The 22,692-nt window shown below is 44.7% G+C and carries 20 protein-coding genes and 1 other annotated feature; of the genes, 5 read left to right on the forward strand and 15 right to left on the reverse strand.

The features are described 5' to 3' along the window. Window positions 1-72 precede the first annotated feature (72 nt). From rplJ to rpmG, 6 genes are all read right to left on the reverse strand, one after another. Window positions 73-636: a 50S ribosomal protein L10 gene (gene rplJ / locus EFA47_RS13735; RefSeq protein WP_122643792.1), complete on the reverse strand. Its 564-nt coding sequence runs from the start codon at window positions 634-636 to the stop codon at window positions 73-75. Window positions 637-679: 43 nt separating this feature from the next. Then, window positions 680-814, reverse strand: a sequence feature (ribosomal protein L10 leader region). A 261-nt stretch (window positions 815-1,075) separates the two neighbouring features. After that, a complete protein-coding gene (gene rplA / locus EFA47_RS13740; protein WP_122643793.1) occupies window positions 1,076-1,768 on the reverse strand; it encodes a 50S ribosomal protein L1 in 693 nt (230 codons plus the stop codon). A gap of 71 nt (window positions 1,769-1,839) precedes the next feature. After that, on the reverse strand, window positions 1,840-2,265 hold the full coding sequence (gene rplK / locus EFA47_RS13745) for a 50S ribosomal protein L11 (RefSeq protein ID WP_122643794.1): 426 nt from the start codon (window positions 2,263-2,265) through the stop codon (window positions 1,840-1,842). A gap of 53 nt (window positions 2,266-2,318) precedes the next feature. Further along, on the reverse strand, window positions 2,319-2,837 hold the full coding sequence (nusG, locus tag EFA47_RS13750) for a transcription termination/antitermination protein NusG (protein WP_122643795.1): 519 nt from the start codon (window positions 2,835-2,837) through the stop codon (window positions 2,319-2,321). A 25-nt stretch (window positions 2,838-2,862) separates the two neighbouring features. Then, a complete protein-coding gene (secE, locus tag EFA47_RS13755) occupies window positions 2,863-3,063 on the reverse strand; it encodes a preprotein translocase subunit SecE (protein ID WP_122643796.1) in 201 nt (66 codons plus the stop codon). Window positions 3,064-3,086: 23 nt separating this feature from the next. Continuing rightward, entirely contained in the window at window positions 3,087-3,236 is a 150-nt protein-coding gene (rpmG, locus tag EFA47_RS13760; protein ID WP_009001657.1) for a 50S ribosomal protein L33, read from the reverse strand. Between the two features lie 474 nt (window positions 3,237-3,710). Here rpmG and licT point away from each other — a divergent pair, with 474 nt between their 5' ends. From licT to EFA47_RS13775, 3 genes are all read left to right on the forward strand, one after another. Further along, the gene (gene licT / locus EFA47_RS13765) at window positions 3,711-4,547 is read left to right on the forward strand and encodes a BglG family transcription antiterminator LicT (RefSeq protein WP_122643797.1); all 837 of its coding nucleotides are present in this window, start codon (window positions 3,711-3,713) and stop codon (window positions 4,545-4,547) included. 173 nt (window positions 4,548-4,720) lie between these two features. Next, window positions 4,721-6,628 carry a beta-glucoside-specific PTS transporter subunit IIABC gene (locus EFA47_RS13770; RefSeq protein WP_122643798.1) on the forward strand — a complete coding sequence of 636 codons (1,908 nt, stop codon included), beginning with the start codon at window positions 4,721-4,723 and terminating at the stop codon, window positions 6,626-6,628. Between the two features lie 240 nt (window positions 6,629-6,868). Next, complete coding sequence (locus EFA47_RS13775) at window positions 6,869-8,332, forward strand: glycoside hydrolase family 1 protein (RefSeq protein WP_122643799.1); 1,464 nt, start codon at window positions 6,869-6,871, stop codon at window positions 8,330-8,332. Window positions 8,333-8,443: 111 nt separating this feature from the next. Here EFA47_RS13775 and EFA47_RS13780 read toward each other — a convergent pair whose 3' ends face one another. The 3 genes from EFA47_RS13780 to EFA47_RS13790 form a co-directional block, all read right to left on the reverse strand. Further along, window positions 8,444-9,277, reverse strand: coding sequence for a DNA-3-methyladenine glycosylase family protein (locus EFA47_RS13780; RefSeq protein ID WP_408631207.1), 834 nt, complete (start codon window positions 9,275-9,277; stop codon window positions 8,444-8,446). Between the two features lie 34 nt (window positions 9,278-9,311). Beyond that, window positions 9,312-9,950 carry an endonuclease III domain-containing protein gene (locus tag EFA47_RS13785; RefSeq protein ID WP_122643801.1) on the reverse strand — a complete coding sequence of 213 codons (639 nt, stop codon included), beginning with the start codon at window positions 9,948-9,950 and terminating at the stop codon, window positions 9,312-9,314. A 129-nt stretch (window positions 9,951-10,079) separates the two neighbouring features. Beyond that, window positions 10,080-10,679 carry a TetR/AcrR family transcriptional regulator gene (locus EFA47_RS13790; protein WP_122644555.1) on the reverse strand — a complete coding sequence of 200 codons (600 nt, stop codon included), beginning with the start codon at window positions 10,677-10,679 and terminating at the stop codon, window positions 10,080-10,082. A 320-nt stretch (window positions 10,680-10,999) separates the two neighbouring features. Between EFA47_RS13790 and EFA47_RS13795 the strand changes: the two genes are divergently transcribed. Further along, a complete protein-coding gene (locus EFA47_RS13795) occupies window positions 11,000-11,566 on the forward strand; it encodes a hypothetical protein (protein WP_122643802.1) in 567 nt (188 codons plus the stop codon). A gap of 3 nt (window positions 11,567-11,569) precedes the next feature. Here the strand turns inward: EFA47_RS13795 and EFA47_RS13800 are convergent, their stop codons facing one another. Together EFA47_RS13800 and EFA47_RS13805 are read right to left on the reverse strand one after the other, a co-directional pair. Beyond that, a complete protein-coding gene (locus EFA47_RS13800; protein ID WP_122643803.1) occupies window positions 11,570-13,438 on the reverse strand; it encodes an ABC transporter ATP-binding protein in 1,869 nt (622 codons plus the stop codon). Continuing rightward, on the reverse strand, window positions 13,438-15,174 hold the full coding sequence (locus EFA47_RS13805) for an ABC transporter ATP-binding protein (RefSeq protein WP_122643804.1): 1,737 nt from the start codon (window positions 15,172-15,174) through the stop codon (window positions 13,438-13,440). Before EFA47_RS13805 ends, EFA47_RS13800 begins: the two co-directional genes overlap by 1 nt. 189 nt (window positions 15,175-15,363) lie before the next feature. Between EFA47_RS13805 and EFA47_RS13810 the strand changes: the two genes are divergently transcribed. Then, window positions 15,364-16,254: a LysR family transcriptional regulator gene (locus EFA47_RS13810; RefSeq protein ID WP_122643805.1), complete on the forward strand. Its 891-nt coding sequence runs from the start codon at window positions 15,364-15,366 to the stop codon at window positions 16,252-16,254. A gap of 54 nt (window positions 16,255-16,308) precedes the next feature. Here EFA47_RS13810 and EFA47_RS13815 read toward each other — a convergent pair whose 3' ends face one another. From EFA47_RS13815 to EFA47_RS13830, 4 genes are all read right to left on the reverse strand, one after another. Continuing rightward, window positions 16,309-17,190 carry an NAD(P)-dependent oxidoreductase gene (locus EFA47_RS13815; RefSeq protein WP_268888495.1) on the reverse strand — a complete coding sequence of 294 codons (882 nt, stop codon included), beginning with the start codon at window positions 17,188-17,190 and terminating at the stop codon, window positions 16,309-16,311. A gap of 111 nt (window positions 17,191-17,301) precedes the next feature. Further along, complete coding sequence (locus EFA47_RS13820; protein WP_235853269.1) at window positions 17,302-19,500, reverse strand: bacteriohemerythrin; 2,199 nt, start codon at window positions 19,498-19,500, stop codon at window positions 17,302-17,304. Window positions 19,501-19,620: 120 nt separating this feature from the next. Next, complete coding sequence (locus tag EFA47_RS13825; protein WP_122643807.1) at window positions 19,621-21,366, reverse strand: methyl-accepting chemotaxis protein; 1,746 nt, start codon at window positions 21,364-21,366, stop codon at window positions 19,621-19,623. After that, window positions 21,363-22,658, reverse strand: coding sequence for a nucleotidyltransferase family protein (locus EFA47_RS13830; RefSeq protein WP_235853270.1), 1,296 nt, complete (start codon window positions 22,656-22,658; stop codon window positions 21,363-21,365). Before EFA47_RS13830 ends, EFA47_RS13825 begins: the two co-directional genes overlap by 4 nt. Window positions 22,659-22,692 lie beyond the last annotated feature (34 nt).

A 22,692-nucleotide genomic window follows, 5' to 3' on the forward strand; every position in this document is an offset into this window, starting at 1 on the left:
ATTATTTTCAGGATCTTATATCCTTTTGTTTAGTTCCACTGTGGAATCTTACCTAAATCCTTCTGCCAAACCCTATTCAGCGGATGTCTCTGCCGCCTCAGCAGCAGCCTCTCCTGCGCCTGCCTCTGCTGAAACCTCCTCAGAAGCTGACGGGCCGCCCTGCTCTGCAATCTGGTTAAGGACACGTGCAAGGTTGGTAATTGGTGACTGTATACTTCCAAGCAATTTGGAGAGAAGCTCTTCCCTTGAAGGAATCTTGGAGAGTTCTGTCAAGCCTGCAACATCATATACAGTGCCTTCAACTACACCGCCTTTTAATTCAAGCTTGTCTGCAGTCTTTGCAAACTTACAGATAATCCTGGCCGGAGCTGTTGCATCATCCTTTGAAATCGCAATGGCGCTTGGCCCTTCCAGGCATTCCTGAAGTCCTTCAAATTCAGTTCCCTCAAAGGCTCTCTTCATCATTGTGTTCTTGTAAACTTTATAAACGATCCCTGCTTCTCTGAGCTGCTTACGGAGCTCTGTATCCTGCGCTACCGTTAAGCCGCGGTAATCAACAAGAACTACTGACTGGGCATCTTTGATCTCTTCTGAGATTGCCTGTACGATTGGTTGTTTTAATTCAACTTTTGCCACGTTCTGGTACACCTCCTTATTTTATTTGTGCGTGTACTGCCAAAATCCAATATAAAAACCTCTGTATCCAAAGACACAGAGGTTACGGTTCATATAATGAACTGAAATCTTCCTCGGCAGGCGTTACCAACTTATGCCTCTCGGCACCTGCTGTCTTCGGCAGTCAATTGCTATAATAGGTTATCACGTTTATATTGATTTGTCAATCAAAATTTTACCCTTTGCCGAAAGGAATCCTCCCGTCTTTAAACGCCTGAACCGGATAACAGCCTTTGGGCATTATTCACTATACAGTATCTGTTTTAGGAAATCACTTTACTGAAACCTTCGGGGACTGTGCTCAAAGCAGACCTCAGTTGATACATGAAATCCCTGCCGCACCTCTATAAGGTCTGGCAGGGATCTCTTTATTTATCTTATACCTATCATCAAATTTTTCCTAAACAAGCTTCAATGGATTGATTTTCACGCTGGGCCCCATTGTAGATGTCAGTGCAACACTTCTGAGATACTGACCTTTTACAGCCGCCGGCCTCGCCTTGATGATTGCATCGATAAGCGTCTGGAAGTTGTCCGCTAACTGTTCTTCGGTAAAGGAAGCTTTACCAATCGGCACATGGATGATGTTTGTCTTATCCAATCTATACTCAATCTTACCAGCCTTAATGTCATTGACAGCTTTTGTCACATCCATTGTAACTGTCCCAGCTTTCGGGTTGGGCATCAGGCCTTTTGGCCCGAGCACGCGGCCAAGCCGTCCCACAACGCCCATCATGTCCGGTGTGGCAACAACAACATCAAATTCAAGCCATCCTTCATTTTGAATCTTGGGAATCAGTTCGTCCCCTCCTACATAATCTGCGCCTGCTGCCTTGGCTTCTTCTGCCTTGGCGTCCTTAGCAAATACAAGGATACGAACCTTTTTGCCTGTTCCGTGGGGCAAAACTACTGCGCCGCGGATCTGCTGGTCAGCGTGACGTCCGTCACAGCCTGTTCTGATATGAGCTTCAATCGTCTCGTCAAACTTTGCTACTGCTGATTTCTTTACTAATGCAACTGCTTCTGCCTTTTCGTACAGATTACTTCTATCGATAAGTTTTGCAGCTTCAATATATTTTTTTCCTCGTTTCATTTTAAATAACCTCCTTGTGGTATTGGCGGGATTCTGCCCCTCCCACTGTTTTCAATTTCGTCAAATATCTGCTACTCTTCTATAGATACGCCCATGGAACGGCATGTGCCCGCAATCATGCTGACAGCTGCTTCTACTGTTGCAGCATTTAAGTCAGGCATTTTTGTTTTAGCAATTTCTTCTAACTGAGCCTTTGTAATTGTAGCCACTTTATTCTTATTAGGCACACCTGAGCCTGATTTGATGTTACATGCTTTCTTAATCAAAACTGCTGCCGGCGGTGTCTTTGTCACGAAACTGAAGCTTCTGTCATTATAAACGGTAATAACAACAGGAATAATCAGATCTCCCTGGTCAGCTGTCCTTGCATTAAACTGCTTTGTGAATTCAACGATATTCACGCCGTGCTGTCCAAGTGCAGGGCCTACCGGTGGTGCCGGAGTCGCTTTGCCAGCTGGAATCTGTAATTTAATGTAACCTTCTACTTTTTTTGCCATTTTTAATTACCTCCTTGTGGTATTGGCGGGACAGAAAATCCCTCCCACTGTTTTTAATCCATCTTTTTTACTTCTGAGAAACCAAGTTCAACCGGTGTCTCGCGGCCAAACAGCTCTACATTAATAGACAGGCTCTGTTTCTGCTCGTTCATTGACTGAATAGCTCCCACAGTCCCCTCCCATGCTCCGCTTAGCACGGTCACGACATCGCCCACTTTAAAGTCGACTATCATATTCTCCTGCTTAATTCCAAGTGCATTCATCTCGTCTTCCTCAAGTGGGACCGGTTTAGATCCGGGGCCTACAAATCCTGTCACTCCTCTGGTGTTTCTGACTACATACCATGTGTCATCATTCATAAGCATATGGATCATGACATATCCCGGGAACATCTTTTTCTGGCTCGCTTTCTGGACGCCATTCTTTAGCTCAACCACTTCCTGCATAGGAACCCTGACTTCCAGAATCTGATCCTCCAAATGACGATTCTCAATTGTCTTATCAATATTAGCTTTTACTTTATTTTCATACCCGGAATAGGTATGAACTACATACCATTTTGCCTCTGACATAAAATCACCTTTCTGCTGCGGCTGATTACTTCACCAACAGGTCAATTCCATACTTCAGAAGCGCGTCAATCACCGAAATCAGTGCCCCCAGAAGTATAGATACTGTCACAACTGCCGTTGTCTGTTTTACAAGTGTTTTCCTGTCTGCCCATGAGATCTTCTTAAACTCTGCCTGAAGTCCCTTAAGCCAGCTCTTCTTCTGAGTTTTAGCTGTATTCTCACTCATAACATCCACTTCCTTCCAAACGACTATTTCGTTTCCTTGTGCAGTGTGTGTGATTTACAGAACTTACAATACTTCTTAGTCTCCATGCGGTCAGGATGAGCTTTCTTATCCTTGGTCATGTTGTAATTACGATGCTTGCATTCTGTACATTCCAATGTGATTCTTGTGCGCACAACTTCCACCTCGCTTTTTCCTTATTCACTACGTGTTACATGATGGTTGCGAAGCCATCTAATTTTAGGCATAAAAAAAAGACCTACTTCCATTCGCTAAGGCATTGTACCATAGGAAAAGGGGGAAAGTCAAGTATTTTCAGCTTATAGATGGTTCTGACGGTTCTAATATTCTCATCTTTCCGATGCATCCTGCAGCCGGAAAGTCTCTGCCCTCATTCTCATTCTTATACATATTGCACAAAAACACCTTTTATAAATTATCCCAATCGCCGAAATCCATCTTTACTCTAGACAAACAGGCATAATGCTGATAATATAAATTTCATAAGAAGTTTGTTATTACGTTGGGGTAAGCAAGACTGTTCATAATACATTTGGTTTGTATTATGGGCAGTTTTTTTATCTAACGGGGTTTCACAGTATCCCGTCAGGATAAAAGCTCTGGCAGACTGCAGCGGGGGAGGCGGTAAATTGAAAATTGTAAGAGTTCTAAATACAAATGCGGTAGTATCTGCAGATGACCTTGGCAGAGAGCTTATCATCACCGGAGCGGGAATAGGCTTTAAGAAAAAGAAAGGGGAACATCTGGATCCCTCTTTGGTGGATAAAACTTACTATCTGGAAAATCCAGAGGACAGCCGGAGGCTGCAGGCCGTTGTCCGTGAAATTTCGGAAGAATTCTTAGACATAGCGGCCCGGACTATAGAGACAGCAAGGTCAAAATATAATCTGCAGATCCGCGATACCCTGTATGTCACCCTCACGGACCATATTAATTCTGCCGTAGAGCGCTCCAAGGCAGGCGTCAGCCTTAAGAATATGATGAAGCTCGAAATACGCAAGTTCTATCCCATGGAATATGCCGCCGGCCTTCAGGCAATCCAGTGGATCCATGGACAGACAGGTATCAGCCTGGGGGATGATGAAGCAGCCTTTATCGCTATGCACATTGTTTCTTCGGAGCTGGAGTCTGGTGAAGATGCAGATATTGAAAAAATAACCGAGTTAATTACTGCCATCCTGCAGATTATGAGGATGCATTTTAAAATTGATTTCGATGAAGGTTCTCTCTCTTACGAAAGATTTCTGACCCACCTGAAGTTTTTTGCCTCCAGAGTTTTTAGCAATACCGCTTACGGGGACAGTATGGCGGAAATCTACCACCTGCTAGTATCACAAAATAACTTTGCATACAGCGGCGTTAAAAAAACAGCGGATTTTATTGAAAAACAATACGGATACAGACTGACCATAGATGAAGAACTTTATCTTCTGATTCACGTAAAAAGAATACTGGATGAACAATAACTATTGTTCACAGGTTTGTTATTATTTAGTTAAGCAAGACCTGGCTGATACGGCATCGATCCCGGGAATCGTATGCCTGTACAGCCAGGTCTTCTTTATATCAATATGATACTGGGGGCAAAAGACCTTTTGGCCCTGACATCATCAATATTATTTAATGAGAGGTAAAAGGAATGGATTACGAAAGCACAGCAAAAAAAATCCTGCAGCGCATTGGCGGCAGGGACAATGTAATCAGTCTTGTCCATTGTATGACAAGGCTGAGGTTTACACTAAAGGATGAATCCCTCGCTGACGATGAGGCTGTAAAAAAGACAAAAGGTGTCATGGGCATCATGAAAAAGGCTGGCCAGTACCAGATAATCATTGGAAACGATGTGGGCATGGTCTTTGCGGAGCTCAACAAACTCGGTAATTTTTCCAGTGAAACACCGGCCAAGGCGGCAAAGCCGAAGGAAAAGCAAAACCCATTTTCCATGCTGATGGACACAATTTCTGGTATCATGGCGCCTGTAATTCCGGCAATAATCGGCGCAGCCATGATTAAAGTCCTGCTCACACTACTCCCTATGATCGGTATCCTGAGTTCAGAAGGAAATACCTATAACCTGCTCAGCGTCATGGGTGACGGCGCATTTTTCTTTATGCCTGTCCTAATCGCTATCTCAGCATCGAAAAAATTTGGCACAAATACCTATTATGCTGCAAGTATTGCGCTGATCATGCTCCACCCTAATTTTATCAGCTTAATGGATACAGCACACGAAGCGGGGGAAACTGTGAAATTCTTAGGGATCATCCCTGTATCATATGCCTCCTATTCATATTCAGTAATCCCGATTATACTGGCAGTATGGTCACTGCGCTATGTGGAGAAACTGGCAGACCGCATCACCCCAGTCGTGACGAAAAACTTCCTCAAACCTATGGTCGTTGTATTGATCGAAGCACCGATTGCGCTGATTGTCCTAGGTCCCCTGGGCGCTATCTGCGGAAATGTCCTGTCTGATGTGGTATATGCCATCCATGACAAACTGGGTTTTATTGCCATCGGCATTGTGGCAGGAGTATATCCTTTCGTTGTCATGGCAGGAATGCACCATGCCTTCACTCCAATTAAACTTGGGATGATCGCCACTACTGGGTACGAAAATTTTATATGTATCGGAGAACTCTGCTCCAATATGGCCCAGGGAGCTGCATCACTTGCCGTTTCTATAAGAAGTAAAAATAAAGACTTTAAGCAGATTGCCGGCTCCTCAGCATTTTCCGCCCTTTTCGCGGGCATCACAGAGCCAGCCCTTTACGGCGTTACCCTGCGGCTGAAACGCCCTATGCTGGGAGCCTGCATCGGAGCTGCTGCCGGAGGCCTTTTTGGAGGATTCTTCCAAATGAAATGTTTTGGTATCGCAACTCCTGCCATTGTCACAATTGTACAATATGTAGAAGAAGGGCGTCCCTCCAGCCTGCTGATAGCCGCCCTGACCATCCTGCTCACTGTTGTCGTTACATTTGCCGCCACACTCATCATAGGATTCGAGGATATTAAGGATGAAGAAGAGGACGAAGGCGATACCAGCCTGCCCTCCTCTGTGAATACAGCATCTCCTGCCCCCCTCCCAAAAGATGAAGAAATCATAGTCTCCAGTCCGGCGGAGGGAAAATGCATCCCACTCTCCCATGTAAAGGATGCTACTTTTGCCCAGGGTATTCTGGGAAAGGGAGCCGCCGTTATCCCCTCAAAGGGTATCATCCAATCCCCCTTTGACGGCACTGTCGATGTCATGTTTGAAACGGGCCACGCAGTGGGGCTGACCAGCGAGTCTGGCGTTGAGCTGCTGATACATGTGGGCATGGACACAGTAAATCTGGAAGGAAAATATTTTACTCCCAGGAAAGCCACCGGAGACAAGGTCAAAAAAGGGGAAATCATCCTGGAATTCGATGCCCCGGAAATACAAAAAGCTGGTTATGACATTACCACACCTGTCATTGTATCAAATTCCGATAAATATGCTGATGTACGCGCTATTGAATCAGATTCCGTAAAGATGGGCGACACGCTTCTGCGCATCCGGTAACTGAAGAAACAGCCTGCAAAGCAAAAAATACCCTGCCTGGCAAGTCCGGCCTGGTATAAGACAAACTCACCCTATGGCAAGTCCAATACCCCATGCAGACATACGGAGCGCCAAACCAGCAGCGATGCAGGCATCGGGGTATTGGCCCTCCAGGGCAGCCGCCAAGTGGACGTGTAAGCATGTCCTTCGGCCCGCTGCCGGCTGGAATAAAAAACAAGTAAAGTAAAGGAGTATTTTCTTATGGAAGAAATGAACGTAACAGGATTTCCAAAAAATTTTCTCTGGGGTAGCGCCTCTGCCGCCTATCAAATTGAAGGAGGTTGGAGAGAAGATGGAAAAGGTATTACCAATTGGGACAATTTTGTAAGGATCCCGGGAAAAACCTACAAGGCCACTACAGGAGACGTGGCAGTAGACCATTACCATAGATACAAGGAAGATATCGCCCTGATGGCAGAAATGGGACTTAAAACTTACCGTTTTTCTGTCTCCTGGGCCCGTATCTACCCCAGCGGGCGCGGTGAGGTGAACAAAGCTGGACTCTCCTTCTATCATAATATTATTGACGAATGCCTGAAATACAATATTGAACCCATGGTTACAATCTTCCACTGGGATCTCCCCCAGGCCCTGGCAGACACATATGGGGGATGGGAAAGTCCAGAAATCATTGAAGATTATGTGACTTATGCTAAGACACTTTTTGCAGAATTCAAAGACAAGGTAAAATATTGGATTACGTTAAATGAACAGAATATTTTCACCTCTCTGGGATGGCTCACGGCCCAGCATCCCCCAGGCAAATTTGATGACCAAAAGACATTTTACCAGGTAAACCACCATGCATTTATGGCCCACGCAAAGGCAGTCCTCGCCTACCGCCAGATGGGCGGAACCGGGGAAATCGGAGCCAGCTTTGCCTATGTGCCTTCCTATTCCCTGGACTGCCGTCCTGAGAACGCAATGTCCAAGTGTGATTACGATGACCTTAAGAATTTCTGGTGGATGGACGTATATGCCTATGGCAGATACCCCAGGGCCGCCATGGCATACCTGAAAAAGAAAGGATGGGCCCCCCAGCTCCAGCCAGAAGACGAAACAGTCCTCAGGCAAGCTGCACAGCAAGTCACCTTTATGGGTGTAAACTATTACCAGAGCTGTGTATGTGAATATAATACTATGGATGGGGCAACTCCCTATGGGACGATGAACACTACAGGAGTCAAGGGATCCGCAGAGGAACTGGGCATCCCGGGTATTTATAAAAATCCTGCAAATCCCTATCTGCTTACCACTGACTGGGACTGGAGCATCGATCCCACAGGCCTGCGCTATTGCTGCCGTGAAATCACAAGCCGTTATGGATTGCCAGTCATTATATCAGAAAATGGGCTGGGGGCCTTTGACCATAAGGAGGAGGACAATTCCATCCATGACAGCTACCGTATCTCATATTTGGAAAAACATTTAAAAGAGCTTGGAAAAGCAATCGAAGAAGGCTGTGATGTGTTGGCTTACTGTACATGGTCTTTTACAGATCTTTTGAGCTGGCTGAACGGATATCAGAAACGATATGGTTTTGTGTATGTAGACCGGGAAGAGGAGGAGGGAGGCACCCTCAACCGCTATAAAAAGGATAGTTTCTACTGGTATCAGAAAGTCATCGCCACAGACGGCGCCCTCTTGTTCGATGAGGGAATCTAATATATGCAGACTGGTCCCTTTCTTCAAAATTCTGTAGTTCCCTTTTAAAGGAGCTCCCTTTTATACGGCAGTCCTGGCTGTAATCTCTTTTAGCAGGACTGCCGCATTATATTAGCCCTGGGGTATCTGCACCTCTTTTTTCCCTTTCAGTTCATAATAAAAAATATACTGCTGCATCACGCCTTGCATCCCTTTATACCGCCTGGAGGGAAACCCTTTGGGATAATGGGCCTTCAGCGCCTGGCTGATATGTGTATCTACAGGAAAGGCTTCCAGATGGTGCAGGGCGAACAGGCAGATACAATCCGCCACTTTTTCCCCTACGCCAAACAGCTTTAACAATTCTTCCCTAGCTTCCCTGTAAGGCATTTTCTGTATGTCTCCTAGGAGGACATCTCCGTTTGCAACACTTCGGGCAGTCCTCACAACATATTTACTCCGATAACCTAAATTACAATCCTTTAACCCATCCTCGGAGAGGCCTGCCAGCACCTCCGCACTGGGGAATGCATAATACACAGTTCCGTCAGGCGCCTGCTTCTCCTCTCCATATTTTTCACTGATATTCTGTATGCATCTGCGGATCCTGGCAATATGATTCTGCTGTGATATCAAGAAGGACACCGTCATTTCCCATAAGTCCTGATTTAAAATACGTATCCCTTCTCCAAATTGCGCCGCCTGGCTCAGATATGTATCCCGGGAACTGATTCTTTCTTTATATTCCTTATAATCCCTGTCCAAATCAAAATAGTGCTTCCAGAAACAGTCAAATTCATCTTCCGGGCAATGAAAAGTACACTTTACGCCTTCCTGTGTGATTTCCAGGTATCTGTCCCCTGCTGTCACCGTATATGTACTGCTGTCCTTCTGTGCCATCCGAAAGCACTGGCCCGAATCACATATCTGAGCAAGACTGAAATCCGGCACTGCTCTTTCTGTCACGCCGCAGGAAGGCAGTACAGTTTTGGCGCCCATCCTATTCCACCCCATTCTTGCCACAGATATCGGCAACGCAGCATTTATCACAAAATGGTTTTGTCCGGGCCGTACACACATCCCTCCCATGATATACTAAACGGTGGCAGAAATCACTGCCTTCCTTTGGGGGGATAATTTTCCACAGGGCCATTTCCACCTTTTTGGGATCCTTCACTCCATCTACTAACCCCATCCGGTTCACCAGCCGGATACAATGTGTGTCTGTCACAATGGCCGGTTCCCCGAAAACATCACCCATGATCAGATTGGCACTTTTACGCCCCACTCCCGGAAGCTTTAAAAGTGAATCAAAGTCTTTTGGTATCTTCCCATTATATTCATCCCGCAATATTTTCATACAGGCGCTGATATCCCGTGCCTTGCTCTTCCCCAACCCACAAGGCCTTACAATCCGCTCAATATCCTCCACGTCCGCCTCTGCCAGGGCATCCACATCGGGATATTCTGCATACAAATCCTCCACTACCACATTCACCCTGGCATCCGTACACTGGGCAGCCAGGCGGACGCCCACCAGCAGTTTCCACGCCTGGTCATAATCCAGAGTACAGCCCGCATCCGGGTACTCCCCTTTCAGACGCTCGATAATCTCCAAAGCCAGCTTCTCTTTTGTCATATAATACCCTCCACAAACACAAAATCTATATTTTATAATCATATCACAGCTTTCTGGAACTGTCAGTTAAATATTTAGGACGTAGCCTTTTTAAAAAGGCTACGTCCTAAATTCACTTCAGACCTGTACCTAACTTTCTATATGATTACGTATAATGGCCCGGATACTTCTATTTAAGTACGGTTTTAGTTCTTCATAGCTAATAGGGTCGTTCTCCAGTATTGTGCTATAAGATGTGGAACTTGCCAGTTCTATGATCATAAAAAGCATGGTTTCTGGGGCCTTTAGTTTTACGGAGGGATTGGCCTCTCCTAATTCCTGGAAGATTGCCACAACGTCTGTGTCATTTTCATTTTTCTTGAGGGCTTTTCTGAATATCCCCCAGCTTAGGTTCTTAGATATAAATCTAAGTACGGCTTTATTTCTGGCCATCTCATCCAGAACGTAATCTACGATAAAAATAATTTTATCTTCAAAGGGAAGGATATTTGCTTTTTCCAGCTCATCGTATGCCCTCATAAATAAATCCCCCGCAGTTCTGGCTATAAGCCTGTCTCTGATTTCATATTTATCTTTAAAGTAAAGATAAAATGTCCCTTTTGCAACTCCTGCTGTTTGTACAATATCGTCAATAGATGTCCCTGCAATTCCCTGGGCAAGAAACAAATTATATGCGCTTTTATACATCGCTTCTAATTTCTGCTGTTTATTTTCATCGACTTTTCCCATGTCTGTTTCACTCTTTCCTACTTCCGGCAGCCAAAGGCCAGCCACCTTATCCGCCCTCCCAGAGGATAACATCTGCCCGCATAAATGGCATTTCAATCTGTCCGTAAGCCGTGCCCCCTCTTATCTGCCATGTGTACTTTTCTTTGATTATAGTTTTATAGTGACCGGAAGTCAATATTTCTTTTTCATATATTGACTTTTAGTCATTTTAAAGCCATATTATATTCAATCATCTAAAATAATTAATAGTCATATTATAAAAAGAAGATTTTTACCTGGTTAAAATAGGAAACAATATTGAATATAAAAACAGCATTCTGGTGGTCAAAAATGATTCTCCAGATCCCTCGGCTGCTGGTTTTACTCCTTCAAGCACAGATTCTGTTATTATTGATTCTATCTATGGCGGCAATAAGGAAATCCCAAAAGAAGATGCACTTTTATATAAATACCGCCAGGAGAATCCAGTTTCCATTTTTGATACATACCAGCAATATGCCCCCATTACTGATGCATCCCAAATATCAGAGAATTTTATTGACCAAATAAACCAGGAGGACGTAAAGTGCTGGGATATATTCAGGTTCCAGTTTGCCATTGATTTTAATGAGTATGGAGATGACCTGGAAGAAAACCTCCGTTCACTGGCAGCTGCTTATGTGACCGCCAGGGATCATTTAAACATCCATTTTACCGGTTCTAAACTGGAAGGCTATATGGGAGAATTAGAAAGTACCATTTCAGAAATGAAACATAACATGGCAGTTTTTTTGCACATAATGTGGGCAGGTTTTTGGATGAGAGTGGGTCTGGTTATGAGTCTAAAAAAACAGGGGAATCACACAAGATTTGCGTGTTCCCCTTTCTTTATATATTTGGTTCTATAGATATCATTCTAGTTCAAAGGCTCCTGTGTAGAGTCTGTAGTATACGCCTTGCTTACTGATTAACTCGTCATGGGTTCCCCGTTCAATCACACGCCCCATATCCAGCACCATAATTGCATCCGAATTTCTGACTGTTGATAATCTGTGCGCAATTACAAATACAGTCCTTCCCTTCATCAGGTTATCCATCCCCTGCTGGACAAGTGCTTCTGTCCTAGTGTCTATAGATGAAGTAGCTTCATCTAAAATCATAACGGGCGGGTCTGCCACAGCCGCACGCGCAATGGAAATCAACTGTCTTTGCCCCTGGGACAAACTTGCACCGTTCTGTGTAAGCATAGTCTGGTAGCCATGGGGTAAATGGCGGATAAATTCATCTGCATTGGATAATTTTGATGCCTCTATACATTCTTCGTCCGTTGCTTCCAAATTCCCATAACGAATGTTCTCCATGATAGTTCCCGTAAAAAGATTCACGTCCTGCAGTACAACTCCAAGGGAACGCCTGAGATCAGGCTTTTTAATTTTATTAATATTAATGCCATCGTACCGGACTTTCCCGTCCGCCAGATCATAGAAGCGGTTAATCAGGTTAGTGATAGTCGTCTTTCCCGCCCCAGTAGCTCCTACAAAAGCAATTTTCTGCCCTGACGCCGCATGAAGCTCAATATGGTGTAAAACAAGTTTCTTTTTTGTGTATCCAAAATCCACATCACAGAATTCTATCTCTCCTTTTAATGGAGTATAGGTAATGGTTCCGTCATGATGAGGGTGCTTCCATGCCCAGGTACCTGTCTTGCCGGTTGTCTCTGTCCATTCTCCATTCTGATATTCGGCGCGTACCAGAGTGACATACCCATGATCCTCTTCTGGTTTTTCATCTATCAGAGCAAATATACGCTCCGCACCAGCAAATGCCATGGCCATCATACTGATTTGCTGTGCAATCTGGCTGACTGGCATACAAAATGTTTTTGAAAGATTCAAAAATGCAACGATCATACCTGCTGTAACAGAACCAAACCCACTGACGGCCATATAACCGCCGATCATGATGATCAGCACATATTGGAGGTTTCCCAACTGCATAATTGCAGGCATTAAAATATTCCCATATTTATTTGCCAAGGTTGAATCCTTACACAATTCCTTATTATTTATATCAAAGTCCTGTTTGGCCGCCTCCTCATGGCAGAAAACTTTAATGACTTTCTGTCCGTTTATCATCTCTTCAATGTACCCCGTGACGCCTCCAAGTGTGTCCTGCTGCCGTATAAAATATTTTGCACTTAAGCCTCCAATCTTTTCCGTGGCCAATATCATAAGCAGGGTGACTGCCACCACCAATATCGTAAGCGGTATGTTGCTGGCCAGCATAGAAATCAATATGGCTGCCACTGTTACAGCCGCGGAAATAAACTGAGGGAGGGCCTGGGAAATAAATTGCCTTAATGTGTCCGTGTCGTTTGTATAGTGGCTCATAATATCCCCATGGGTATGGGTGTCAAAATATTGGATCGGAAGTTTCTGCATATGGGAAAACATTTCATCTCGGATTTGTTTTAGTGTGCCCTGCGATATTTTGACCATCAGCCTGTTGTAGGCAAAGGTAGATATTACACCTACAATATAAATGGCCGCCATAAAAAGAATCGTGTGAAGCAGTCCTGTAAAGGCCGGGTGATTCTCCAATAGAAGAGGCGTGATATAATCATCAATCAATATTTCCAGGAAAAGAGAGCTGGCAACTACTGTGCAGGAACTAATGAGGATGCAAATAGTGACAATGCCAAAAATTAATTTATGTTTTAAAATAATATAGGATAACAGGCGCCCGCCTACTTTCCCTATATTTGTTTTCTTTTTCTCCATTATTTTTCATCCCCCTTCGTCTGTGATTCGTAGATTTCTTTATAAATTGTATCGCTATTCAGTAATTCCTCATGCGTCCCATATCCATGTATTTTCCCTTGATCCATAACAAGGATCTGGTCAGCGTCCTGTACAGATGAAATACGCTGGGCAATTATAATTTTTGTGGTATCCGGGATTTCTTCCCTGAATGCCTTACGTATCATTGCATCTGTCCTTGTATCAACGGCGCTCGTGGAGTCATCCAGAATCAAAATTTTAGGCTTCTTCAGCAACGCCCTGGCAATGCAGAGACGCTGTTTCTGCCCTCCCGACACGTTTGTGCCTCCTTGTTCGATATAAGTATCGTATTTATCGGGGAAGGTTTCAATAAAGGAATCTGCCTGTGCTAACTTACAGGCATGGGCTATTTCTTTATCTGATGCCCGTTTATCTCCCCAGCGGAGATTTTCTTTTATTGTCCCGGAAAACAATTCATTTTTCTGCAAGACCATTGCCACATTATTTCTGAGGGTAAATAAATCATACTCTTTTACGTCATGTCCTCCCACTGTAATACTCCCCCGGGTTACATCATATAAACGGGGGATTAACTGCACAAGTGAGCTCTTGCCGCTTCCTGTCCCTCCGATAATGCCCAGTGTAGAACCAGAGGGAATAGAAAGGGAAATATCAGATAAACATTCTTTTTGTCCATCCTCCCAATAACTGAATCCCACCTTGTCAAATATAATCTCCCCATCTTTCATCTCATAGACAGGGGCGTCTCCATTCTTCAATGAACTTTCTTCGTCTAAAATTTCAATAATACGTTCTGCTGAGGCTCTGGCCATATTGATCATGACAAGTACCTGGGACAGCATCATCAGGCAATTCAAAATATTCATGGCGTATGCTATCAGACTGGACAACTCCCCCGTAGTCATTGTCACGGCATGGCTTATCACAATAATCCTTGCTCCAAACCAGCAGAGAAACAACAAACAGCCATAGACGGCAAATTGCATTAACGGCATGTTATATGCAACAATTCCTTCCGCCGTTGTGAAAGCATCATAAATCCGTTTGGATACCTGCCCAAATTTCCTAATTTCATAATTTTCCCGGACAAATGACTTTACCACCCGTATTCCCGACAAATCCTCCTGCACCACGCCGTTTAGCTCATCGTATATATGGAATACTTTTTCAAAATAGGGATGGGAACGGCTGACGATAAAATAGAGTCCAATACCCAGGACAGGAATTGCCACCAAGAAAATAAGAGACAGCTTCATGCTGACCATAAAAGACGCTGCCAGTGAGAATATAAGCATGACAGGGGCACGAACGGCTACACGGATAATCATCATATAGGCATTTTGTACATTCGTGACGTCTGTTGTCAGACGGGTGACAATACTAGAAGCAGAAAATTTATCAATATTTGCAAACGAGTATCCCTGGATCTTGTAGTACATATCCTGCCTTAAATTTTGTGCAAACCCGGCCGACGCAGTGGCACAAAAACTTCCAGATAATACTCCAAATATCATTCCTAAAACTACGCACAGTAGTAAAACAATACCCCACTTCCCTAAAAATTCAGAATCCCCCTGGGTAATCCCCCTGTCAATCATGACAGCCATTATCATAGGGATCAGTATTTCAAACAGTACTTCAAATACGACAAAAACAGGGGTTAAAATAGATACTTTTTTATATTCCCGTATAGAACGGGCTAACTTTCTTATCATTTTCCATGTTCCTTTCTATCCGCAAAATTTTATTCTATACTAATTTTAACGCCAAAACACGGAAATGAGAATTCAATATAAATTAACATCATTAAATATAAGTTAATGTTGAAGAAAAATTATAGATACTATATACTAGTACAATGCATACATATAACAGAACCTTCTCCATTATAGAAAGGAATATTTATGAATACGCAGCAGTTAAAATGTTTTGTCCTTGTTGCCGAAAAATTAAACTTCACCAAAGCTGCAGAGGAGTTATACATCTCTGCTCCGGCCGTCACACACCAAATAAAAAATCTGGAGGCAGAATTGAATACAACATTGTTTATCAGAACTTCCAGGATGGTAAAGCTGACGGAAACAGGAGCCTTGTTTTATAGTGAGGCAAAAGATATACTTGATAAAATGATAGTTGCCGAAAAAAAAGTCAAAAAATTAGCAAGCCAAAAGCTTGCTGTCCTGCGGATCGGCTGTTCAAGCCAGACAGAGTTACATACAATGGAAAACAGCCTGATGAAGCTTAAAGAAGAATTTCCAGAAGTTTGCCCTCAGATGATTATCCAGGATTACTTTCTTTTAAAATCACTGTTTGATAACAGACAGGTGGATATTGTGGTTGCCACGAAGGAGATGCTGGAAGATACCCATGATTATATTTTTAAGAAAATAAAAAATATAATCAACTATGCTGTGGTATCACAAAATTCTCCTTTTGCACTGAAAGAAGAACTCAGCTTTAAAGAGTTGTATGATGTGCCGTTGATCACTCTCCATCCCCGCCTTATTCCCTTTCAGCATGGGAATAAGCTGCAGGAACTGATTATATTACACGGCCAAAAGCATTTCCACACCCTCTGCGAGCATGACCAGTCCGCAGTCCTGCTGGCAAAGTGCGGCTATGGGGTAGCCATTCTGCCTGAAATCTACATCCCCGCTAACACCCAAGGTATAACCGCCCTGCCCTTCACGGACAAGCAGGCGTCTATAGAATACGGGATTGCCTATCACAAAAATGTGAAAGAAAAATATATTAAACAATTTGTAAAAAATTTTACAGAGGACAAGGCAATATAAAAATTCCCTGTCCTCTGCCGCCCGCCTTAGAGAAACCTCTCTATATGCTTTATATTATTCCTGGTAATATTTTATCAGTGCCTGGGTTCCCATGTCTCCATACCCCTGGGCCTCCAACTGCTCATAATTGGAAAGCACAAGGCTCAGCATTTCCAGGCTTAATCCGCTCATATTTGCTTCAATCAGGGCCAGTTTCATATCTTTGGTAAAGTGCTTCATAAAGAATCCTGGTTCAAAGTCCCCATCCAAGATTTTGGGCCCAAAGATATCAAGCTGCTTGCTCCCTGCCGCCCCTGTAGAAACAGATTTCAGGAGTGTGGGCAGATGTAGTCCCTTGGCTTTCGCGTAGGAAAGGGCCTCGCATACGCCTGTCAGAGTACCCGCAATCATAATCTGGTTTGCCAGCTTCGCATGTTGGCCGCTGCCTGCCTTACCCTGGTAATTGATATTCGTCCCCATGGCTTCAAAAAGGGGCAGACACGCCTGGTAATCCTTTTCCTCTCCTCCGGCCAGTATGGACAAGGTGCCTGCTTTGGCTCCTGTATCCCCGCCAGTGACAGGCGCATCCAATACATGAAATCCCTTTTCTGTGCCTTCAGAAGCAATCTTCTTAGCAAGCTGGGGACTTGTTGTGGTCATGTCTATAAGATATGTCCCGGAAGCGGCGCTGTCAAGGATCCCTCCCTCATCAAAATATACCTCCTCCACATCCTGGGGAAACCCGACTATTGTAATGACTGCCTCACAGTCTGCCACACACATCTGAATACTCTCGTAGAATATAGCCCCTTCAGAAATCACATCTTCTACTTTCTCTTTATTCCTGGCATATATGTGCAGTTCAAACCCAGCTTTCATTAAATTACGTACCATGGATTTTCCCATAATTCCTACTCCAATAAAACCAATCTTCTTCATTTTATTTTCCTCCTGTATTTTCCTGGCATTTTGGGCGCCATTCCCTTTGATGTTCTTAACAATGAATATTTACCAAATCGAACAATAGGGATGCCAATACAGGCACCCCTATTCCTTTATCATCCAATTTTACTTCTGGGCAGCAATATGTGCGGCTACCTTTACATCCTCTTTCTGGATATGGTTTACAAGCCATCCGCCAATACTGGAATTAATCTTTCCGACCAGTACGACAGTAGGCCCTTCTTTCTGAAGCTGTTCTCCAAGCTGATGTACCACCCTCTTGAATCCTTCATGATACTTCTTATGGTTTACTCTGTCAGGATAGCCTGATTCTCTCTGCAGCACTTCCTCATCGTCAAAATGTTCCTTTGTATAATCCTCCAAAAACTTCAGAGTGGCTGCAATCTCCGCCCTTCCCTTACCATTTGCACACGCATCCAGCAAGTCGTTAATGCGGTCAAACAATATCCTATGCTGGCTGTCAATGGTACTGTTCCCTGTCTCCAGGCTGGAATCAAATACATATTTTTTTACTGCTATTTTTTTCTTGGCTGGTGCAGAAGGCTCTCTGTACACTGGAGTATAAGAAGAAGCAGTAACCGTCTGTACAGGAGCCGCCGCTCTTGTCTGAGCAGGCTGGGCCATCTTCCCTGAAGATTCCCTGAGCTTAAAGCCAGATACAAGATTCTTAAGCAGCTGGGACTGGCCGGACAGCTCTTCACTGGCTGCCGCACTCTCCTGCGCAGTAGCTGAGTTTGTCTGTACCACACTGGAAATTTGGTCCACACCCACTGTTACCTGGGAAATCTCATTGGCCTGCTCCTCTGCTGCTGTTGAAATCTTATCCACATAGGTGACTGCGCTGCGTGTACTTTCCACAGTAGCCATAAGCGCCCGCGCAGTCTGATCTGCAATCTGCGTGCCATTTTCTACAGCCTGTATGGTGCCCTCGATGAGCATGGTAGTGTTGCTTGCCGCCTCTGCACTCTTAGATGCAAGATTGCGCACCTCATCTGCCACAACTGCAAAACCTTTCCCTGCCTCGCCGGCACGTGCAGCCTCTACAGCCGCATTCAAAGCCAATATATTTGTCTGGAACGCAATGTCCTCAATGGTCTTAATGATTTTCCCGATATCCCCGGATTTCTGGCTGATCTCTTCCATTGCAGAAATCATTTCCCGCATCTGGTCGTTAGATACAGATAACTCACTCTGAGCCTGCATCACCTTACTGCTTGCCTCACGCGCATTATCTGCTGTATGTTTAACCTGGCCTGATATCTCATTAATCGTTGCAGCCAGCTCTTCCACAGAGCTTGCCTGCTCTGTAGCCCCCTGGGAGAGAGCCTGTGCGCCAGATGATACCTGGTCTGCACCACTGGCAACCTGGTCAGAAGCATCATTTATCTGCTTAAGGGTGTCACTCAGATGATGGTTCATCTGGCGTATAGAATTCAGGATCGGCTGGAAATCTCCTTTATATATGTCGGAATTGGCGTGAAGGTTAAAATTGCCCCCTGCCATCTCATCCATAAGATACGTCAAATCTTTCACTACACCTTCCAATCCTGCACATGTGCTGCGAACACTCTTCACAAGCATGCCCACCTCATCCCTGGAATCATAGTCCAGCTCCTGTGACATAACGCCCTGAGAGATACCTTCCATGGCAACTTCCACCTGTTTCACAGGCCTTACAATCATCAGAGTAACTTTTAGGCATATATATACCGCTACAAGGATAGATATAACCGTCACTATAACGAGAGTAATAATGGACGTGTTTGTAGTCTTTACACTCTCCTCCAGAGTCTGGGTCCGTATTGTGTCTGTCTCCTCATTCAGTGGCTTTACTAACTCCACAACCCTGTCTAAAGCCGGCGTACATTCATTGATAATTGTATTCTGGGCCCCTGCCCTGTCACCTGCCTCCAGCTGCTGTATCACTTTATCACCGATGTCGAACCATCCCTCCATGGCGGTTTTATATTCTGACACTGTACCGGCATCTAAAATATCCAGCTTTTCTATTGTATCAAAATTCTCCTTTATGGAGGCAATATTACTTGTGACATTTTCTTTATTTGTATCGTAGTTTTGGTCAGAGATTACCATGTCCCGCAGATATTTTGCAGCTATGTTTGTCATAATCCGATTATTCTTCACGGCATCATCTACTGCAACAGCGCCTGACATAAATTCTTCCAAATCCGTGTTTGACTTTTTCAGTCCCACGATTGACACAATAGCAATTATGACTGTGAGGATTAATATAATTCCAAAACTTACAAATAATTTGTTTCTTATTTTTAATTTTTTCAGCATTTCATCTCTCCTTGTACCCGTGCAATGGCACCTCCATCCCCAGCCTCTTCCCTTGTCTGCCCCTGTCTGTACAGGACATTATTCGGTTTGTGCTGAATATAAATGTACCGGCACATACATTTAATATTTACTGTAATCGCTTACTATAGGCTCACTATATATCTCAGGCATTGGTCCAGCCTTCTGTACCTGCGCAGGGGCAGTCCCATTATCCCTCAGCCTAAATTTATTCACAAGCTCTTTTAATATCTGTGACTGGCCGGACAGCTCTTCGCTGGCCGCTGCACTCTGCTCCGCAGTGGCCGAATTTGTCTGGACAACACTGGAAATCTGATCCACACCCTGTGTGACTTCCGAGATGGATTCTGCCTGCTGCTCAGCCGCCACACTAATCTTTTCTACAACATCCACCGCCTGCTGTGTACTCTCAACTGTGGCCGCCAATGCCTCTGCAGTCTGCCCTGCAATACGGGTGCCTTCCTCAACAGCCTGAATAGATCCCTCGATCAAAAGTGTGGTATTCTTTGCTGCCTCTGCGCTCTTGGAAGCCAGGTTGCGCACCTCATCTGCCACAACTGCAAAGCCTTTCCCGGCTTCCCCTGCCCGGGCGGCCTCCACAGCCGCATTCAGGGCCAGAATATTGGTCTGGAATGCAATATCCTCAATCGTCTTTATGATCTTCCCAATCTCGTTGGACTTCTGGCTGATTTCTTCCATGGCATGCATCATTTCTGCCATACTTTCATTGGACAGAGACAGTTCATCGCCCGCATGGATTACCTTTTCACTGGCCTCTTTGGCATGTCCCGCCGTCTGCCTTACCTGCTCTGAAATCTCATTGATGGTAGCTGCAAGCTGCTGTACTGAACTTGCCTGCTCTGTGGCCCCCTGGGACAGTCCCTGGGCGCCGGAAGATACCTGTTCAGAACCGCTTGCCACCTGATCCGCCACCTCATTAATCTGCTCCAGTGTACTGCTCAGGCTTTGGTTCATCTGCCGGATAGACATCAGGATGGGTTTAAAATCCCCTATGTAAACTTCCTCCGCCTTTGTCCGAATATTAAAATTGCCATTTGCCATCTCATCCATCAGATATGTAAGGTCTGAGACCACAGTATACAATCCATTGCAAGTCGTACGGAAACTCTCTGCCAAAGTTCCCAGTTCATCACTGGAATGAAAAGATATCTCGTTCTTAATCTGCCCTTGTGACAGCCTTCCTGAAACACTCTCCAGTTCCTGAACCGGTTTTGTAATGCTGCGGACTAACCGTGACAAAATGAAAAGCGTCAGCACCAGTACTGCCACAAAAACGCCTATCTGCAGCCAGCGTACTCCCACTCTTGTCCTCTCTGCCTGATCGTTTGTACTAGAGGCAAATGCATAGGCCTCTGCATACACTTCCTCAGCTGCCGCTGAACACTCTCTGATTGCCTCACCAAAGGATCCCAGCAATGCCGACTGGGCGGCCTCCCAGTCACCGGCTTTCATATAAGACATCACAGTTTCCCGCTCGGCCCCCACTTTGTCGCTGAGCTGGTTCAATGCATCCAGGCCCTGAACCTTCCCATCACCAACCTGTTCAATGTGGGCCAGGCTCTCGCCCGCCCTCGCTGAAATCTGCTGAATGTTGTCCTCATATTTGGACAGGTTCCTCTCAATCATGGCGCTATAGAGATTCGCCTCTATCTCATATACGTCCTTAGAAAAGCTCATTGCTTCCGTGGCTCCTATGAACGGCCCCTCGTAAAGGTTATGCGTCAATGCCCCCACTTTATTTGTCGAAGCAATAGCCAGGATTGCCGTAATAACAGATGCTATTACTGTAATGCCAAAGCTTAAAACCAATTTCTTACCTATTTTCATATCCCCTTCTCCTCCTCCATATTGGTACCATCCTGAATCTCCTTTGGCGTCACGCCAGGGCCTTCACCTGGGACGCCCCCGGGTTCCTCTTCTTTTTTCTTATGCCTTAAAGCTCTGATACGCTCCTTCAGCGTGCTGCCTTTGTTCCGAATCTTAGCCGCTGTCTTTCTGAGCCATCCCATAAGAATCCTTTTTAATAACCGTATACATCTTGCAAGCCAGCAGAATAGCAGCAGAGAAGGGTGCTTTTCCAATACAGGAAAGAACTGCATCATGTATTCTCTGGGCGGGAAAAACCATTCCCGCTTTTTGTTGCTCCACTCTTCTTCCCGGTCACGCCTGTAAAAATCCAGCCTAACTCTTTCATGGGGCAGAATGGCCTCATCCAGATGCCTATTCTCCTTTCCCCCGGATAATATATATTCCTCCAGCTCCAGCGCTGTCCCGTAATCCAGCCTTCCGCCGTCGCCAAACCATAATATGGAAAGCAGGCCAACCGCACGAACAAATTCTTTTAGTCTCGCCTTCTCCAAAAGTTCATTTACATCTTTCCACCGGAACTGGTCGCCTATGACTTTATGGAACTGCCAAAAATCCAGAACGTCCTGGATCTTAAGCATTCCTACAATATACATCTCAACCAGGCGGCCTACACGGTAGAGATATTCTTCTTCTTCTGAAAGGATATGTATATATTTTCGTTTTTCCAGGGGGAGATACTTTTTCACAGGATCTGAAAAATATTTCTGCAGAACTTTATTCTCTACTGGGACTTTCCCATAAAAGACAATCCGTATTCCTGGTGTCCTCGTATAAATAATTCCGTCTCCCAGCCGGTCCTCCTTCTGCTCATAATCCATCTCTTTCATAAAATCATGGATGATAGGCAGGGCGCTCTCTTCTACATAGATCTCCAGCCGCCCTATATGGGCCATCTCCGGCTTAGGGTATAACTCACCCGAGCCTGTGCCGGACAGAAACAATCCATGGATGCGGTGCTTCTCAAGCTGCCACATAATGACCTCTTCCACACTTATATAAGACTCACGCAGAAGAAGCTCTTTCTTATATTTCTGATAAAATGTATATTGGCACTCCTCCGAGGCCTCTTTCTCCAATCCCAGCATCCCATGATATACAAGACTGATTATATTTTGAAAATCTGATACCTTCAAGACTGTGTCCCAGTTTACCTGCTTCCTCAATGGCTGGGAGGGTTTCTGATTAATTACTGCTTTTAGCAGAATTAATATAAATCCTATTTCGTAGTTAATAGGTCTCCCCCCTTCCATTAATGAATGCACACTACTATTAATTTATCGGATA

The sequence above is a fragment of the Luxibacter massiliensis genome, from assembly GCF_900604355.1.
GTDB lineage: Bacteria > Bacillota > Clostridia > Lachnospirales > Lachnospiraceae > Luxibacter > Luxibacter massiliensis.